A 17328-nucleotide genomic window follows, 5' to 3' on the forward strand; every position below is an offset into this window, starting at 1 on the left:
GCGCAAGCTTGTTGGACCGGGGCGAACGGCTGTCGCGGCCAGGTCCGCTCCAACAGTCCCAGCGGTGGGGCGACAGAATGCGTAGGACTATCGCTGGCGGCGTGTAGGCGGCGCCCAACGAGGATGACGGCTGAGCTGTAATCGGGGTGCGGAATCGGATTCCGCGCACGCACATGCGTTTTCCTCCCCCGTATGGATCCCCACGATGACCCTCAACGTTTCTCCCCGCCACCTCGTTCTGGCCGCGTTCTGCGCCACCAGCCTCGCCGGCACCGCGGTCGCCGGCACCCAGACCAGCAGCGGTTTCTCGCACATCGGTCCGTCGCCAGCTGGCCTGCCCTCGTGCAATTCCACCGAGATCTTCGACGCGTGCCGCCTGCCCGTGAAGCAGGGCATGTTCGATTCGCTCCAGGGCTGGACGGCCAACGGCATGGTGTCTCAGGGCAGCGACGCCTCCGGCAACGGCTACGCGGCGATCCGCCCCGGCTCCAGCGTTCGGCAGGCGGTCTATGCCAGCTTCGGCACGCCGAACGAAGACGCCAGCTACGTCCTGCGCTTCCGCCTCCTGTCGGAGAGCCACGACGCCCCCGTGCGCGCGACGCTTTCCATGAGCAACGCGGCCGGCACCGATGTCGCCAAGCTTGGCGCCACCACGACCATGGCCCGCCACCACGAATGGACGGAAGTCGAACTCGTCGTGGACGGCAAGGCGTTCCGCCAGCCCGCCCACGTCATGATCGAGATCGGCAACGAAGACTCCGCCGCGACCGTCCAGGTGGACGACGTCTTCCTCGTGCAGTCCGCCGACGCCGAAGTCGGCCCGTAATGAACGACCGGGCCGGCGAACCGAGGCCAATCAACCACTTAGTTCGCCGGCCCGCGTACCGTACCCTCGCGCACATGGCGCCGTTTCGCAGTTGGGTATAATCAGCGGTCTTGTCCGAAGCGCCGACTCCATGAATCCCAATTTCCTCGATTTCGAACAACCCATCGCAGAACTGGAGGCGAAGATCGAAGAGCTTCGCCATGCCAGCAGCGGCCAGGCGTTCAACATCGACGAGGAAGTGGGCCGGCTTCGCGAAAAGCTCAAGCTGAAGACCGCCGAGATCTTCCGCAACCTCACGCCGTGGCAGGTCAGCCAGGTGTCGCGCCATCCCGCGCGCCCGTACACGCTCGATTACATCCAGGGCATGTGCGAGGAGTTCCACGAGCTCAAGGGCGACCGCATGTTCGCCGACGACCAGGCGATCGTCGGTGGTCTCGCGCGCATCAACGGCCGCTCGATCATGATCGTCGGCCACCAGAAGGGCCGCGACACGAAGACCAAGGTCAAGCGCAACTTCGGCATGCCGCGTCCGGAGGGCTATCGCAAGGCGCTGCGCCTGTTCAAGCTGGCCGAGCGTTTCGAGATTCCCGTCTTCACCTTCATCGACACCGCGGGCGCCTGGCCCGGCATCAACGCCGAGGAGCGCGGCCAGTCGGAAGCCATCGCGCGCAACCTGCTGGAGATGGCCGAGCTGCGCGTGCCCGTGATCTGCACGGTCACCGGCGAAGGCGGTTCCGGCGGCGCGCTGGCGATCGGCGTCGGCGATCGCACGCTGATGCTCCAGTACTCCACCTATTCGGTCATTACGCCGGAAGGCTGCGCGTCGATCCTCTGGAAGAGCGCCGACAAGGCGAAGGATGCCGCGGAAGTCATGGGCCTCACCGCGCCGCGTCTCCTCGAGAACGGCCTGATCGACAAGATCGTCCGCGAGCCGCTGGGCGGCGCCCATCGCAATCCGCAGTCGATGGCCACGCGCCTGAAGGCCGTGCTCCTGAACGAGCTCGACGCCCTCGAAGCGCTGCCCATCGACACCTTGCTGGAGAAGCGCTACCAGCGTCTCCGCGGCTACGGCGCCTTCACCGAAGGCTGAGGCACCGGCCCCCGGTGCTCCGGCACCTGTACCATCGGCGGCATCACCGTTCACGGGATGCCGCCATGGCCAACGACGTCACCGACAAGCTCGCCGTCCTGATCGACGCGGACAACGCGCGCCCCGCCATCGTGGATGGCCTGCTCGCCGAGGTCGCGAAGTTCGGCACCGCGCACGTGAAGCGCATCTACGGCGACTGGACCGGCCCCAACCTGGGCGGGTGGAAGGCCGTCCTGCTCGACCACTCCATCCAGCCCATCCAGCAGTTCGCGTACACCTCGGGCAAGAACGCGACCGACTCCGCGATGATCATCGACGCGATGGACCTGCTCTACTCCGCGCGTTTCGACGGCTTCTGCATCGTATCCAGCGACAGCGACTTCACGCGACTGGCCTCGCGCATCCGCGAGGCCGGGCTCACCGTCTACGGCTTCGGCGAACGCAAGACGCCACAACCCTTCGTCTCCGCCTGCGACAAGTTCATCTACACCGACCGCCTCGTCGGCACGGTGGAGAGCGAGCCCGAAGAGCCGAAAGCGAAGAAGACCGCGAACGAATTGCGCGGCGACACGAAGCTGATGAACCTGCTGCGCAACGCCATCGACGCCGCGTCCGACGAGAACGGCTGGGCGGCGCTCAGCACCGTCGGCGGCATCGTCAACAAGCGCTCGCCCGACTTCGACTCGCGTGACTACGGGTACTCCCGCTTCAGCGGCCTGATCAACGCGATCGGCCTGTTCGACATGGAAGACCGCCAGATCGGCAACGGCAAGCATCCCTTCGTGCGCGTGAAACCGAAGGCCCGATGACCACGCTCGTCGACCACCTCGACGCCGCGCTGGCCGAGCTCGGCGACGTACCGCTCGTCGTCGCGTACAGCGGCGGTCCGGATTCCACCGCCCTGCTCCACGCCCTCGCGGGACGCTCGCCTCGGCCACGCCTGCGCGCGCTCCACGTCGACCATGGCCTGCATGCGGAAAGCGGGGTGTGGTCGCTGCACTGCCGGCGTTTCTGCGAGTCGCTCGACGTGCCCTTCGAAGCCATCCGCGTCACGGTGGACTTCAGTCGTGGCGAGGGCGTCGAAGGCGCCGCGCGCCGCGCGCGGCGCGCGGCCTTCGCCGGTGCCTTGCACGAAGGCGAGCGCCTCGTGCTCGCCCACCATCGCGACGACCAGGTCGAAACGGTGCTGCTGAAACTTCTGCGTGGCGCGGGACCGGAGGGGCTCGCCGGCATGCGCGAGCTGCGCCCGCTGGGTGCGGGCATGCTCTGGCGTCCGCTGCTGTCGCTGCCACGAGGGGCCCTGCTCGACCACATCGCCGGCGCCGCGCTGGATACGGTGCACGATCCGTCGAACGAGGATCCGCGGATCGCTCGCGCCTACCTGCGCGGAACGATCGTGCCGGCCCTTCTCGCCCATTGGCCGCACGCGGCCAGCAGCATCGTGCATAGCGCGCGGCTGTGCCGGGATGCCGCCGACCACCTGCGCGACGGCTGGATGGACGCGCTGGACGGGCTTCGCGACGCCAACGGCACCCTGGACGCCGCGGGGTGGCTCGCCCTGCCGCTGGCGCAGCGCGCTCCGCTGCTCGATCACTGGCTGCACGAGACCGGGCTCGCCGCACCCACGACGGCGCAGCGCGAGACGCTCGAAGCGCAGGTCCGCGATGCCGCGGCGGAACGCCTGCCGCTCGTCGGCTGGCAGGACACGGAGATCCGCGTCTGGCGCGGCCGGCTCTGGCCGATGCGTCGCCGCTCTGGCTTCGACGAGGGCTGGAGCGGCGCCTGGCACGGCGAACCGCTCGCCCTTCCGGGTGGGGGCACGCTATCCCTCGGCGGCGCTCGCCTCGGCGAGGCGGTGACGGTCCGCTACCGGCGCGGCGGGGAGCACCTCCGCCCGGCCGGCGATCGCCACACCCGTGAATTGCGCGACCTCTTCCAGCAAGCGGGCATCCCTCCCTGGGAGCGTCCGCGCATGCCGCTGGTCGAACGGAATGGGCGCCTCGTCGCCGTGGCGGACAGGTGGCTGAGCGACGAAGGAAAAGCGCTGTTCGGCGAGGCCGGCGGCGCACCGGTGTGGCATCGCGACGATTGATCGAAAGGCCCATGTGAGCTACGTTTGCGGCCATGCCGAAGTCCCCCGCCACCCCCGCGCCCGCCTCGTCGATCGCCGAATTCGAGCACTCGCTGGACGAACTCGAACAACTGGTCACGCGCATGGAAGGCGGGGAGCTCAGCCTCGACGAATCCCTGAAGTCGTTCGAACGCGGCATCGGCCTCTACCGGCACTGCCAGACGGCGCTGGAGCAGGCGGAACTGCGCGTGCGCCTGCTTCTCGACCCCGAAGCCCCCGACACCGCCGAACCCTTTGACTCCCGCATCGACTGACCTGCCGGCGCCGCTGAAGGCGCTGGTCGGCCGGGCCGACGACGCGCTCGCGCGCGCGCTGCCCGCCGAAGACCTCCCGCCCACCGACCTCCACCGCGCCATGCGCTACGCGGTGCTGGGCGGCGGCAAGCGGTTGCGCCCCCTGTTCGTCTACGCGGCCGGCCATGCGCTCGGCAATGACGGACCGCTCCTCGACGCGCCCGCGTGCGCCGTCGAGATCATCCACGCCTACTCGCTCGTCCACGACGACCTGCCCGCCATGGACGACGACGCGCTGCGCCGCGGCCGGCCGACCTGCCACATCGTGTTCGGCGAGGCGATGGCGATCCTCGCGGGCGACGCGCTGCAGGCGCTCGCGTTCGAGCTGCTGGCCATCGCACCCGAGGGCGACGACGCGCGTCAGCGCATCGCCATGCTGCGCACGCTGGGTGCCGCGTGCGGCGCGGAGGGCATGGCCGGCGGCCAGGCCTTCGACCTCGCGGGCGTCGGCCACAAGCTGTCGCTCGACGAACTGGAGCGCATGCACGCATACAAGACCGGCGCGCTCATCCGCGCGTCGATCCGCCTCGGCGCGCTGGCGGCGGGATGCGTCGACGAATCGATGTTCGCGCGCCTCGACCGCTACGGACACGCCGTCGGCCTGGCTTTCCAGGTGCGCGACGACATCCTCGACGTCGAGGGCGAATCCGCCGTGATCGGCAAGACCGCCGGCAAGGATGCCGCCGCCGACAAACCCACTTTCCCGTCGATCATCGGGCTCGACGCGTCGCGTGCGCGTCTGGCGTCACTGGTCGACGAGGCGCTGGAGGCGATTTCGCCGCTGGGCCAGCGCGGTGAATGGCTCGCGGACCTCGCCCGCTATTCGGCCACCCGCGGACACTGATCCTTTCGCGCGCCATACGGTAGGAGCGGACCTGGCCGCGACAGCTGCTCGCGGCAAGCCATCGAGCTGGCGCGCAAGACCCGGAACAGAGGCGAAAAGCTGTCGCGGCCAGGTCCGCTCCTACAGGTTGACGGTCAGGAAATGAGCCGCAGCACCCAGGGGTAACGGTAGCTGCCGTTCTGGCTCACGCGGATCGCCGCGACGATGCAGAAGACCAGGTTGAACAGCCACACCAGCGGGGTCAGGAAGGCACCGATGATGACGAACGCGAGCACCCAGCAGATCACGTAGCCGATGAGCACCGTGATCTGGAAGTTCAGGGCTTCCTTCGCCTCGGTCACCAGGTAGGCCTTGTCGGCCCGGTCCTTGTGCATCAGCCAGACGATGAGCGGGACGATGATGCTGAAGATGATCCCCGAAAGATGGGTCAGCATCGCGATGTTCTTGTCGTCGGTACTGGAAACGGCGGCTCCCGTCGGCTCGTAGGGCGGCGGGGCCGGCGGCGGCGACGGCGGGATCTGATCGGACGGCGTACTCATGGCGGAACTCCGTGGGCGATGTCGCGCCCACTGTCGGTGCCGCCCCGTCGCCTGTCAAGACGACGGAAGACACATGCCCGTCACTCGCCGGCGATCGTCATCTTCTCGATGAGCCAGGAGCCGGTGAGGATGTGCGAACGGCGGTCGACGTCCGCACCCACGGCCACCAGGTTCGCGTACATGTCGCGAAGGTTGGCCGCGATCGTGATCTCTTCCACCGGGTAGGCGATCTGGCCGTTTTCGACCCAGAAGCCCGACGCGCCGCGCGAGTAGTCGCCGGTGACGATGGACACACCCTGCCCCATGACCTCGGTCACCAGCAGGCCCGTGCCGAGTCGGCGCAGCATCCCGGCGAAATCGTCGTCGCCGGTCTTCACGTAGAGATTGTGGACGCCGCCGGCGTTGCCGGTGCTCGACAGACCCAGCTTGCGTGCCGAGTAGCTCCCGAGGATGTAGCGCTGGAGCACGCCGTCGACCACCAGCGGTGCGTCCACCGTCGCGACGCCTTCGGCATCGAACACCGACGAGCCCAGGCCGCGCGGCACGAGCGGCTTCTCGTCGATGCGGAACCAGGAGGGCAGGATCTGCTTGCCCGCGTGATCGAGCAGGAAGCTCGATCGCCGGTACAGCGAACCGCCGCTGACGGCGCCGAGAAGATGCCCGATCAGCGAACGCGCCACCTCCGGCGCGAACAGGACCGGCGCCTGCCGCGTGCCGAGGCGGCGCGCGTCGAGGCGCGAAAGCGTGCGCTCGGCGGCCTTGCGACCGATCTCGGCGGCCGGCGTGAAATCCTCGGCGCGGCGCTGGCTGTCGTACCAGTAATCGCGCTGCATGCCCTCGTCGTCGCCCGCGATCAGGGCCACCGACAGCGAATGGCGGGTGCCCCGCTCGCGACCGAGGAAGCCGTGCGAATTGGCGTACACCGAGAGGCTCTGCCCCGCGCTGACGCTGGAGCCGTCCGAATTCGTGATGCCCGCGACGGCCCGGCCCGCGTCCTCGATGTCCCGGCCGAGCGCGATCGCGCTGTCCACGTCGAGGTCCCACGGGTGCCAGAGGTCGAGGTCCGGGAACGCCGTGGCCATGCGGTCGGCGTCCGCGAGGCCGGCGGCCGGGTCTTCCTCGGTGAAGCGGGCGATCGCGCAGGCCTGTTCGATGGTGGCCTGGATCGAATCCGGGTTCAGATCGGCCGTGCTGGCGGAGCCCTTGCGCTGGCCGAAGTACACGGTGAGGGCGAAACCGCGGTCGCGGGTGTGCTCCACCGTCTCCACCTCGCCCAGCCGCACGTTCACGTTCAGCCCGACGTCGACGCTCGCGGACACCTCGGCCTGGGTCGCGCCCGCGGCGCGCGCCCGGCGGATGGTGTCCTCCGCCAGGCTGGCGAGGCGGTCGAGGTCCTGGTGGCTGGTGTCGAGGGCGGCAACTTGGCTCACGTGGGCTTCCCGGGGGCAGAGGGTTAGAATAGTCGGCCGTACGCGGCCATCCCCGGAAACATGGGGTCGCGTCGTCCGATCAAAAGCAATGCACCGCCCATGGTGCCATGGAATCCACGAATGAGCGTCCGTGTCGGCTACTACCGCCACTTCAAGGGCATGCCCTACCGCGTGCTGGGAACGTCCCTGCATAGCGAAACGATGGAGGAAATGGTGATCTACCAGGACCTCTACGACCAGCGCCGCCTCTGGGTGCGCCCCGCCGCCATGTTCGCCGAAACCGTCGAGCGCGACGGCAAGACGTTCCCCCGCTTCGCGTTCGAGCGCGAGGCGGACTTCCAGTCCATCACGGATCTTCTCCCATGAAGCCTTTCGACGACCGTCCGCGCGACGAGGACGACGAGGACCTCGGCCCCAGCCGCAGCGAAAAGCGCCGCAACGCGCTCGACATCCTCAAGCTGGCGGGCCAGCTGGTGGAGCTCCCGCCCAGCCGCATCCCGAAGCTCAACCTGCCCGAGGACATCGTCGACGAGATCGGCCGCACGCGTAAGGTGACCTCGCACATCGCGCGCAAGCGCCAGCTCGCGTTCCTCGCCAAGCAGATGCGCCGGCACGGCGACGAAGCGTTCGTCGACGCGCGCGCCGCGCTCGGCGAAGACCGCGATCGCCAGCGCCAGGAAGCCGCGCACATGCATCGCCTCGAAGCGCGTCGCGAACGCCTGCTGGAAGGCGGCGACGTGGCCCTCGGCGAACTGTTCGACGAACACCCGGACCTCGACCGCCAGCACCTGCGCTCGCTCGTCCGCCAGGCGAAGGCGGAGTGCGAGGCGAACAAGCCGCTGCACGCCTTCCGCGAGATCTACCGGATCCTGAAGGAACTCGAGGCGTCGGCAGGCGAATAACCGCGCAACGGCAACGCCGTAGGAGCGCGCCTTGCGCGCGACGCCGTTGGAGCCGTGAGCGACAGGGCTGAGCGCCCCGCGAGAAGATGTCGCGCGCAGGGCGCGCTCCTACGATCCGCGCTTTGACCGCCACCTGCGCCCGCTCGTCCGCCACGCGAAGAACCGCGCGGCGGCGACGCCGTTGGAGCCGTGAGCGACAGGGCCTGAGCGCCTCGCGAGAAGATGTCGCGCGCAAGGCGCGCTCCTACGATCCGGGCAAAGAAAAAGGGCGGTGGATTTCTCCACCGCCCTTTCTTCTTCACCGTGTTACCGGCTTACCAACCGATCCCGAGTTCGAGGTGCTCCGGCTGGGTCTCGATCAGCGTCGAGCTCTGGTCCGAAACATCGTCGTACGCGAAGCCGTATGCCTTGCCGTTCACACCGTGCAGGTGCCAGAAGCGCGAATAGTAGTTCGCCGGCGACTGCTGGTAGAACGCGCCCGGATCCTTCCAGCTGCTGGTGTCTTCCATGACGTGACGGTTGAACGCGGCGCAGATCTGCGCTTCGAGCTGGCCTTCCACGCCCCACGGATCGTGCGAGCGGGCGAGCTGGTCCTTGCCTTCGAGCACGGCCTGCGTGGTCGGCTTCTCCACCTTGAAGAGCATGCCTTCCGCTTCGTCCGGCTCCTTCGTCTGCGCCCAGTTGGTGTGGACGAAGGTCAGCACGCCGTCCACGACGGTGCCTTCGAACTGCTTGGCGCCGATCGTCATCTGCAGCACGTGGTTCTCGTAATACGCCCACGACTGGTCGATGTACGCGTCGAAGTAGTGCTCCTGCGGCTTGCCCGCGTCGAACGCGGCCTTGCCCGGTGCCAGGATCCGGATCGGATCGGCTTCGGCCAGCTGGAACTCGGCCGGAACCTCCTGGTTGTACTGGGCGAAGATCTGCGCACGCGTCTGCGTGATGCCCGACGACTCGTGCCTGGACTTGTTGCCGCCGAACACATCGAGCGACAGCGGGATCGAGAACTGATCGACCTGCGTCGTGTTGATGAAGATGGCGTTGTCGTTCCAGGTGAACTCGTACCAGTCGTAGTACACACCGATGTTCGGGTCGGTGGCGTTGAGCGGGTTGGGGCCCGCGAAGCCGATCGAACCGTCGGCGGCCTTCAGGATCTTGATGTACATCGGTTCACCCACCGAGACGAAGATCCGGCCCGAATCCATCTTCGGCAGCTTGAGCAGCTTGGCCTGCGCGAGCGTGAAGAAGTAGTTCGAGTAGTTCTGGCCGTTCTTGGTGAGATGACCGGTGGCATCGTTGTCGGTCTCCGAAGCGGCGATCAACGTGCCGTCCGGCTTGACCCACGAGAACACCTTCGACGCCGGGTCGCGGCCGATGACGGCCACGAAGATCTGGTCGTCGCGCCACTTGCCGTTCGTCGTGTTGCGCAGCTGCGTGCCGATGTAGCCCGGATACGTCACATAGTCGAAGCCCTGTGCCGGATCGTTGGCGCCCGGGTTGCCCGGCTGCGTGCCGGTGTCGCCGTCGCCGCTGGCGGCATACACGCCCATCTCCCACAGCGAATAGCCGTAGGCGCTGGAGCGCTTAAGGCCCTGCATGCGCACGTACCGCGCCGAGACCGCCGGGAAGGTGACGGTTTCGATACCGCCCTGGCTGTTCTCCTCGTCGTACGCGACGTTCCAGGTCTTGCCGTCGATCGACACGTCGATGCGGTAGGCGAGCGCATGCGCGTTCTCCCACGAGAGCACCACCTTGCCGATCGTCTTCACCGAACCCAGGTCGACCTGGATCCACTGGTCGTCGCTGAAAGCGGACGACCAGCGCGAGCCGCCGTCGCCGTCGTTGGCGTTGTCCGCCTTGAACGCCACGGCGTTCTCGGTATCGGACGCGACCACCGCACGCTTCAGCGCGAGGTTGCCGGTGGACGGCACGGCGTGGTCCGGCTGCTGCGGTTCGCCCGCATCCTGATCGCCCTTCTCGGGCTGCTGCGGCGCGGCCGCCTGGTACACCTCGAACTCCCACAACGAATTGCCGTAGTCCGTGGTGCGGGCCGTGCTGTTCATGCGGACGAAACGGGCCGTCTGCACGGCGAACGTCTGCGTATCGACGCCGCCCTTGCCCGTGATCGGGCCGGCCACGGTCTGCCACGATTCGCCGTCGTTGGACACATCGATCGTGTACTTCGCCGACGCGGCGTTCTCCCAGCGCATGATCACGTGGTCGAACGTCTTCGCCGTGCCGAAGTCGACGACGAGGTCGGTCGGATCGACCTTGCCCTTCGAGCTCCAGCGCGTGTCGAACTTGCCGTCGGTGGCCATGGACGCGTCCAGGTCGCCACGTTCCGGATCGACATGCGACGTCGTCTTCGCGCCGAGGGCGATGTTCACGCCACCCTTGCCGTCGCCGGGCGTGCCCGGGCTGGGCGGGTTACCACCACCGTTGTCGCCGCCGTTGTCGCCGTCGCCGGGCTGGCCCGGCTGCTGCGCGACGGGCGCACCGAACACCGGGTCGAAACCGGCGTCGCTGTTGTCGACCGTGAGGAACGTGTCGTCGCTGGTGGTCGACAGGCCCTGGGCGCTGACGACCTTCACGCGCAGACGCGCGCCGTTGTTGGCCGCGACGAGCGCCGGCGTCGCATAGGTGCCGTCGGCGGTGCTCGAGAGCAGCGTTTCGACGTCGAGGCCGTCGGCGTCCTTACTCACGTTGTACCAGTCGTACGAGAGCGGACCCACGCCCGACGCCGTCACGGCGAAGTGCGCCGAACGACCCACGCCCGCCTTCTGGTTCGCGGGCTGCGCGGTGATCGCCGGAGCGACGACCTTCGTGCCCTTCACGCAGAGGACGTGGCCCGGGTTGTTCTCCGCGACGGCACGGCTCTTCACGCCGAGCGAGCTGACCACGAACGCGTACGTCGCATCCGTCGGGTCCTTGCCTTCGGTCCAGGTCGTCCAGGCGCCCGGGAACGCGGCGGTGGAGTAGTTCTGGCCGCTGATGGCCAGCGCTTCCGCCACGGTCGGAAGGCGCATGCTGTCCTTCGCGCACTCGGTGATGGCGACCGACTGCGTGAACTGCGCGCCCTGGTCCTGGTAGCCACGCTGCACGCGGTCCCAGACCAGCCCACTGAGCGTATCGGTCACGAACTTCGAACCGGACGTGGTGGTGTAGCGTTCGCTCGCGCCGCAGCAACCGGCCGAGTTGTACACCTCGAACTCGTACAGCGAATAGCCGTAGTCGGTCGAGCGCTTGACGCCCTGCATGCGGACATAGCGACCGGTGACCGGCGCCTCGAACGTGACGTCCTCGGTGCCGCCGACGCTCGCCGTGTTGTGGTACGCGTCCTTGAAACCCGAGTCCGGGTTGTCCGAATACTGGATCTTGTACTCGGTCGCGTGCGCGTTCTCCCACTTCAGCACCACGCGGTTGAACGTGCGCGAACTGCCCAGGTCGACGGTGATGTACGCGTCGTCGACCTTCTGCTTCGAGGCCCAGCGCGTCGTGGCGTCGCCGTCGACGGCCGCCCATGCCGGCGTGCCCTGCACGTTCTCCACTTCCGTGGACAGCGTCTGCTTCTGGCGGGCGAGGTTCGCGCCCGGCGGAGCCAGGGTGAGCTTCGCCGTCGCCGTCACGGTAGCGCCGTCGACGATATTGGAGACCGTCACGCTGTACGAACCGACGTCGGACAGCTGCACCGCGCCGATGGTCAGCGTGGGCAGGTCGTCGCCGACCGGCTGGCCGTCGTGCGACCACTTGTAGTGGTACGGCGTGGTACCCGCCACGATGTTCGACGCGTCGAACGTCGCCGGCTGGCCCGGGTTGGCGCGAACGTCGGCCAGGTTACCGGTGAGGACCGGGGGACGGGCGGCATTGACGGTCAGCGTCGCCACGTTCGACTTCTGCTGGCTGTTCGAGTTGCTCACGAGCACTTCGAACTTCTTCGCATTGTCGGCCGTGGAGAGCGTACCCGTCTCGTAGCTCGTCGAGGTGGCGTTGGGAATCGCGACGCCGTCGACGTACCACTGGTACTTCACCTTCGGCGAACCGGAGGCCGTCACGGCGAAGCGTGCCGACTGGCCGGCGTCGACGTTCTGCGACGCGGGCTGCGCCGAGATGACCACCGGCGAGAACGCGAACACTCCGAGGCGGGCCGGCGTCGATTCCTGGTCCGGACCCTGGCCGTGCACGACCACGGTATAGACCGCGCCATTGTCCGCGAGCGTGGTCGCCGGCGTCGTGTAGCTCGCCGTCGTCGCGCCGGGGATCTCGACGCCGTTCTTCTTCCAGGTGAACGTCAGCGGCGGAGCGCCGGACGCCGTCACGGAGAAGTGACCGGTGTCGCCGACGGTGACGTTGTCGTCGACCGGATTGGCGATGACCGACGGCGGACCGGAGGTCGTCGGCGCCTTCGGCACGGACTGGATGGTGAACGACGTATGGCCCGCGACGAGGCCCGGCGCCGAAGCGCTGACCGTCACGGTACCCGTCGTGAACTTCGTGCGCAGCGCGATCTTCTGCAGGCCGCCTTCGAACTGCAGCTCATGCGAGCCCGGCGAGTGGTACGAATGGATCGGCTCGGCGATACCGCCGCCCTGGTCCGGTACCTCGCCGGCGCTGTAGTCCACGTACTGCTGCGTGCCGCCGTTGAAGGTCACCAGCGACGCGCCGCTGTCGACGTCGAACGTCACCTTCTGCGAGGCCGTCGGCACCCAGTTGCCGTTCTTGTCCACCACGCGCGCGACGATGAAGGCCGCGTCGGAACCGTTCGCGGTGATCTGGAAGGCCGAGCCGTCCGGACGGACGATCGGATCCTTCGTGTTCACCACTTCGAGCTCGATGTGGTCGGCGGTGCCCGCCGTGGTCAGCGTATCGGCGACGTCGAGGCCATTGGCGTCCTTGCGGACGTTGCCCACGGTGTCGATGCACTGCGCGACCGCGGTGCCGGCCTGCCACGTCACGTCCCAATGGACCTGGCCCGGCAGCTTCGTCGTCTTCTGCGCGACGTCCGCACCGACGATGCGACCCGTGCGCGTATCGCGGGGGCCGTTCTCCGCATCCTGCGACACCTTGTCGATGGTGTCCCACGGATTGGGCGTCTGATCGTTGCCCTGCGGCACGCCGTTGATCAGCAGACGCACCTTCGGGCAGTTGCTGAACGCGCTGACGGTGATGTTGCCCGTGAGGTTCCAGTGGTTGGCGAGCTTCACCACGGGACGCAGGTCGTACGGCACCCACACGGACTGGTAGATGTAATACAGCATGCGCGGGAAACGGTTCGCGTCGGTCATCGACGCGTTGTTTCCACGGGCGTTGTGCCGGAACTGCTTGACCGGCGTGCCGTCCGCGTTGTGGTCGATGGCGCCGTTCTTGTACCCGTACACCCAATGGGTATCGTCTTCCAGGCCATCGGCCAGCTCGACGGTCTCACCCGGGGTATCGGCGAAATACCACTGCGCCATGCCGAACGTACCGGCCTTTCGGGCCTCCGAATACGGCACGAGATAGTTCAGCGCGAACGCCAGTTCGAGGTCGTACGAGTGACGCAGCACGCCGTCGCCCCAGTACTCCGCGCCCCAGGCGGGCTTGTTCGGCGTGGTCTGGTGCAGGTTGGTCTCGCAACCGGCCTTCGAACAGCTGAGGATGTCGCCGTTCGCCGCGTTCGGCGTGCGGTCGGCCGCGGCGCGCGGCGCGATCGAATCCCAGTTGCGCGCGAGCGTGCGCAGTTCCTGCGCGAACGGCGTATACATCACGCCGTTGTTGTGCTCCCACGCCAGGATCGATGGATGGCTGCGATCGCGGATCACGATGTCGCGATGGACCTCGCGCTTGATCGTCCACATGTTCGCGCACTGCGTGTCGCCGGCCTTGCAGGGATCGGCGAAGCCGTTCTCGCCGTCACCGCTGGGCTGGACGATGAACACGCCGAGCGCGTCGGCCGCTTCCACGAACTCCGGGCTCGAAGGCGAGTGGCCGGGGCGCCAGAGGTTACCGCCCGCCGCCGCCAGGTCGCGCAGATCGCGCCACTGCTGCTCTTCCGGCACGGACGAGCCGAGGCCGGGATAGTCGTAACGGCCGGAGCCGCCCCAGGTGTACTGCTTCTTGCCGTTGACGTACGGGAAATCCTTGTCCCAGGTGATCGTCCGGATGCCGAGCGTGCTCTGCTTCGCATCCACCACCGTGCCGTCGATGCTCACCGTGTGGAGCACCTTGTACATGTACGGCTTGCCGTCGAGGCTGTTGTTCGGATACCAGAGCGTCGGGTTGTTGACCGTCAGCGTCTCGTCGAACACGGGCTTCTCGTCGCCGGGAATCACGTGCGGGGCGAGCGTCGCCTGCTTCTGGTCCGTCGCCACCACGTTGCCGTTGGCGTCGACGATCTGGGTGGTCAGCGTCACTTCCTGCGCCGCCGCCGTCTCGTTGACGACGTTGGTCTGCACGCGGATCGTGGCCTGCTTGTGGTCGGCGCTGATCGCCTGCGTGCCGACGTACGTGCCCCAGGTGTTCTGACCCGCGTACACGTTTTCCGGGATGTGCACGAAATTCGTCACGTGCAGCTTCACCGGGCGGAAGATGCCCGACTCGGCCTGGCCGAAGCGGAAGGAGCCCGAGAAGCCCGGATCCTCGAAGAAGCCGCCACCGCGGGCGACCTTGACCGCCAGCACGTCGGTGCCGTCGAACTTCAGGAACGGTGTCAGGTCGACGATGTGCGGCACGAAGCCGATCACGTGCGTCGCCTGCGCGTCGACCTGACCCGCCTGGTTCAGCACGCCGGTACCGGGGATGAAGCGTCCGTTGATGTACACGCGGTCGCCCGTGTGCGCACCCTCGAACTCCACCATCACCTTCTTGCCGCGGTAGGACGCGGAGTCGGCGAGCGTGGTGCGATACCAGCTGGTCTCGCCGTCCAGGCTGCCCTGGCCACCGCCGGACTCCTGGTTGATGAAGGTGGTGAAATCGTTCGCCGCGTGCGGCAGGCCGACCGTGAGCCACTTGCTGTCGTCGAAATTGACCGCGGCGCCGTCGTCGCCGTTCGGCAACGGAGCGTAGACCACCGGGTCGTTCGGATTCTTGATCGCCTGTTTGGTGTACTTCCACGGCTGCGCGCCGAGGTTGATGTCCTGGCGGTCCGAAGGTGCGAGCGTGACGGCCTGGGCCGTCGCGGTCACGCCCAGGAACGCCACGGAGAACAGGGCGGACAGCCTCGTTCGCCGCGGACGCGGGGGTGATGCGGGATGTCGCTTCATTGGGTTTAGGTCCCCTGTTTGAGCCACGTTGGTAAGCAGCGACTTTTCGCAGCGCGCACGACGCCGCAAGCCGGCGAACGGGTCGCCGGCGACTTCACGGGTCGTTTCACGATGAGTGGACCGTTCGAACCCGCTACCCCGGGTTTAGCCGTCCATACGCTGTCGGGGCGGATGATCCGCCCAGGCCATGACACCCACAATACTAAAAAGAGGTATTGCTAAGAAATTTCTTGCCGCGCGTTCGCGTTCCGTGACGTGGGTCCGCTTTGTCACCACGCAGCAGGAATGGACAAGACGCCATTCCGTGCGCTGCGCGGTGGGAAGTCGTTACGCGGCGCGCATTTAGCGTCACGCGTCAATTTCGCGACGGCTCCGTACACCCCGGCCCGGATTGCCCTCAGGCGGCCGTGCCGCCGACCGTCATGCCATCCACGCGCAGGGTCGGCTGACCGACGCCGACCGGCACGCTCTGGCCGTCCTTGCCGCAGACACCCACGCCTTCGTCGAGGGCGAGGTCGTTGCCGATCATCGAGACGCGCGTCAGCACGTCCGGGCCCGAGCCGACGAGCGTCGCGCCCTTCACCGGGCGCGTCACCTTGCCGTCCTCGATCAGGTAGGCCTCGCTCGCGGAGAACACGAACTTGCCGTTCGTGATGTCCACCTGGCCGCCACCGAAGTTCACGGCGTAGAGGCCACGCTTCACCGACCGGATGATTTCCTCGGGCTCGCGATTGCCGGCGAGCATGTAGGTGTTCGTCATGCGCGGCATCGGCAGCTGCGCGAACGATTCGCGCCGGCCGTTGCCGGTCGACTTCACGCCCATCAGGCGGGCGTTGAGCTTGTCCTGCATGTAGCCCTTGAGGATGCCGTTCTCGATGAGCGTGGTGCACTCCGTCGGCGTGCCCTCGTCGTCGATGCTGAGCGAACCGCGCCGACCCGGCAGCGTGCCGTCGTCGACGACCGTGACACCCTCGGCCGCCACGCGCTGGCCGATCCGGCCGGCGAACGCCGAGCTGCCCTTGCGGTTGAAGTCGCCTTCCAGGCCGTGCCCGATGGCCTCGTGCAGGAGCACGCCAGGCCAACCCGGCCCGAGGACCACGGTCATGCTGCCCGCGGGCGCGTCCACGGCGTCGAGGTTGACCAGCGCCTGGCGCACGGCCTCTTCGGCGAACGCGTGCGCGCGGCCGTTCTCGATCAGCTCGCGATAGCCGTAGCGGCCGCCGCCGCCCGAATGGCCCTGCTCGCGACGGCCGTTCTGCTCGGCGATCACCTGGACGTTCAGCCGCACGAGCGGACGCACGTCGGCCGCGAGCGTGCCGTCGGAGCCCGCGACGAGGATGGTATCCATCGTGGCGGCGAGGCTGACGACCACCTGCTTCACCCGCGGATCGCGCGAGCGGGCGTAGGCATCCACCTCGCGCAGCAGCGCGATCTTCTCTTCGTTCGGCAGGCTCTCCACCGGATCGATGGCGGGATAAAGGCCACGACCGGTGGCGAGGGAGAGCGACTTGCCCGCACCCGCCCCGCCCTGCGCGATGGCGCGCGCCGCGCGCGACGCCTCGAGCAGCTGCGGAAGCACGATTTCGTCGGAGTACGAGAAGCCGGTCTTCTCGCCCGAGATCGCCCGGACCCCGACGCCCTGCTCGATCGAGTGGCTACCGTCCTTCACGATGCCCTCTTCGAGCACCCACGATTCGCTGCGCGAATGCTGGAAATACAGGTCGGCCGCATCGATCGACGGCCCCATGAGCTGGGAGAACACGCGATCCAGGTCGGTGGAGGCCAGTCCGCCCGGGGTGAGCAGGCGGCGTTCGGCGAGCGAAATCAGGGAATCCATCGGGTCTGCCGGCAACAATTCATGGGAACCCCGGATCTGGGGTCGAAGGCGCCCAGCTTAAACCCTGGGCGGCCGTTTGGCAGGTGCATGACGCCGCCGCCGAGGCTCGTCGTTCCCGCGAAAGCGGGAACCCACGGCGAGGTAATCGGCTCTCGCGAGCACCCTTCGCCCGCGAGCGGGCTCCCACATGCTCAGGGT

Annotated in this window: 12 protein-coding genes; 8 read left to right on the forward strand and 4 right to left on the reverse strand. The window is 67.7% G+C overall.

Annotation, left to right across the window (positions count from 1 at the left end; all coding sequences use genetic code 11):
* The first annotated feature begins 205 nt into the window (after positions 1-205).
* From BMY69_RS11965 to ispA, 6 genes are all read left to right on the forward strand, one after another.
* Entirely contained in the window at positions 206-826 is a 621-nt protein-coding gene (locus tag BMY69_RS11965; protein ID WP_090178304.1) for a hypothetical protein, read from the forward strand.
* Positions 827-956: 130 nt separating this feature from the next.
* Positions 957-1916 (forward strand): acetyl-CoA carboxylase carboxyltransferase subunit alpha, encoded by a 960-nt coding sequence (locus BMY69_RS11970; protein ID WP_090054832.1) that lies wholly within the window; start codon positions 957-959, stop codon positions 1914-1916.
* Between the two features lie 65 nt (positions 1917-1981).
* Positions 1982-2725, forward strand: coding sequence for an NYN domain-containing protein (locus tag BMY69_RS11975; protein WP_090054833.1), 744 nt, complete (start codon positions 1982-1984; stop codon positions 2723-2725).
* On the forward strand, positions 2722-4008 hold the full coding sequence (gene tilS, locus BMY69_RS11980) for a tRNA lysidine(34) synthetase TilS (RefSeq protein WP_090178307.1): 1287 nt from the start codon (positions 2722-2724) through the stop codon (positions 4006-4008). Before BMY69_RS11975 ends, tilS begins: the two co-directional genes overlap by 4 nt.
* A 32-nt stretch (positions 4009-4040) precedes the next feature.
* The gene (locus BMY69_RS11985) at positions 4041-4301 is read left to right on the forward strand and encodes an exodeoxyribonuclease VII small subunit (protein ID WP_090054838.1); all 261 of its coding nucleotides are present in this window, start codon (positions 4041-4043) and stop codon (positions 4299-4301) included.
* Complete coding sequence (gene ispA / locus BMY69_RS11990; protein WP_090178309.1) at positions 4282-5184, forward strand: (2E,6E)-farnesyl diphosphate synthase; 903 nt, start codon at positions 4282-4284, stop codon at positions 5182-5184. Before BMY69_RS11985 ends, ispA begins: the two co-directional genes overlap by 20 nt.
* A gap of 134 nt (positions 5185-5318) precedes the next feature.
* Here the strand turns inward: ispA and BMY69_RS11995 are convergent, their stop codons facing one another.
* Together BMY69_RS11995 and pmbA are read right to left on the reverse strand one after the other, a co-directional pair.
* Positions 5319-5723 carry a DUF4870 domain-containing protein gene (locus BMY69_RS11995; RefSeq protein ID WP_090054842.1) on the reverse strand — a complete coding sequence of 135 codons (405 nt, stop codon included), beginning with the start codon at positions 5721-5723 and terminating at the stop codon, positions 5319-5321.
* Positions 5724-5803: 80 nt separating this feature from the next.
* Positions 5804-7153, reverse strand: a complete 1350-nt coding sequence (pmbA, locus tag BMY69_RS12000) for a metalloprotease PmbA (RefSeq protein ID WP_090178312.1) — start codon at positions 7151-7153, stop codon at positions 5804-5806.
* 120 nt (positions 7154-7273) lie between these two features.
* On the opposite strand from pmbA, the gene BMY69_RS12005 reads away from it, so the two are divergent.
* Complete coding sequence (locus BMY69_RS12005; RefSeq protein ID WP_090054844.1) at positions 7274-7519, forward strand: DUF1653 domain-containing protein; 246 nt, start codon at positions 7274-7276, stop codon at positions 7517-7519.
* The gene (yjgA, locus tag BMY69_RS12010) at positions 7516-8055 is read left to right on the forward strand and encodes a ribosome biogenesis factor YjgA (protein ID WP_090178315.1); all 540 of its coding nucleotides are present in this window, start codon (positions 7516-7518) and stop codon (positions 8053-8055) included. Before BMY69_RS12005 ends, yjgA begins: the two co-directional genes overlap by 4 nt.
* 314 nt (positions 8056-8369) lie before the next feature.
* On the opposite strand, the gene BMY69_RS12015 is transcribed toward yjgA, so the two are convergent.
* Both BMY69_RS12015 and tldD read right to left on the reverse strand, forming a co-directional pair.
* A complete protein-coding gene (locus BMY69_RS12015) occupies positions 8370-15215 on the reverse strand; it encodes a beta-1,3-glucanase family protein (RefSeq protein WP_177191152.1) in 6846 nt (2281 codons plus the stop codon).
* 475 nt (positions 15216-15690) lie between these two features.
* Positions 15691-17130, reverse strand: coding sequence for a metalloprotease TldD (tldD, locus tag BMY69_RS12020; protein ID WP_090178320.1), 1440 nt, complete (start codon positions 17128-17130; stop codon positions 15691-15693).
* Between the last annotated feature and the right edge of the window lie 198 nt (positions 17131-17328).

This window comes from Luteibacter sp. UNC138MFCol5.1 (genome assembly GCF_900110505.1).
Lineage (GTDB): Bacteria > Pseudomonadota > Gammaproteobacteria > Xanthomonadales > Rhodanobacteraceae > Luteibacter.

Coding starts and splice junctions, on each gene's coding strand:
- BMY69_RS11965 (WP_090178304.1), top strand. CDS start 206: ATGACCCTCAACGTTTCTCCCCGCCACCTCGTTCTGGCCGCGTTCTGC.
- BMY69_RS11970 (WP_090054832.1), top strand. CDS start 957: ATGAATCCCAATTTCCTCGATTTCGAACAACCCATCGCAGAACTGGAG.
- BMY69_RS11975 (WP_090054833.1), top strand. CDS start 1,982: ATGGCCAACGACGTCACCGACAAGCTCGCCGTCCTGATCGACGCGGAC.
- tilS (WP_090178307.1), top strand. CDS start 2,722: ATGACCACGCTCGTCGACCACCTCGACGCCGCGCTGGCCGAGCTCGGC.
- BMY69_RS11985 (WP_090054838.1), top strand. CDS start 4,041: ATGCCGAAGTCCCCCGCCACCCCCGCGCCCGCCTCGTCGATCGCCGAA.
- BMY69_RS11995 (WP_090054842.1), bottom strand. CDS start 5,723: ATGAGTACGCCGTCCGATCAGATCCCGCCGTCGCCGCCGCCGGCCCCG.
- BMY69_RS12005 (WP_090054844.1), top strand. CDS start 7,274: ATGAGCGTCCGTGTCGGCTACTACCGCCACTTCAAGGGCATGCCCTAC.
- yjgA (WP_090178315.1), top strand. CDS start 7,516: ATGAAGCCTTTCGACGACCGTCCGCGCGACGAGGACGACGAGGACCTC.
- tldD (WP_090178320.1), bottom strand. CDS start 17,130: ATGGATTCCCTGATTTCGCTCGCCGAACGCCGCCTGCTCACCCCGGGC.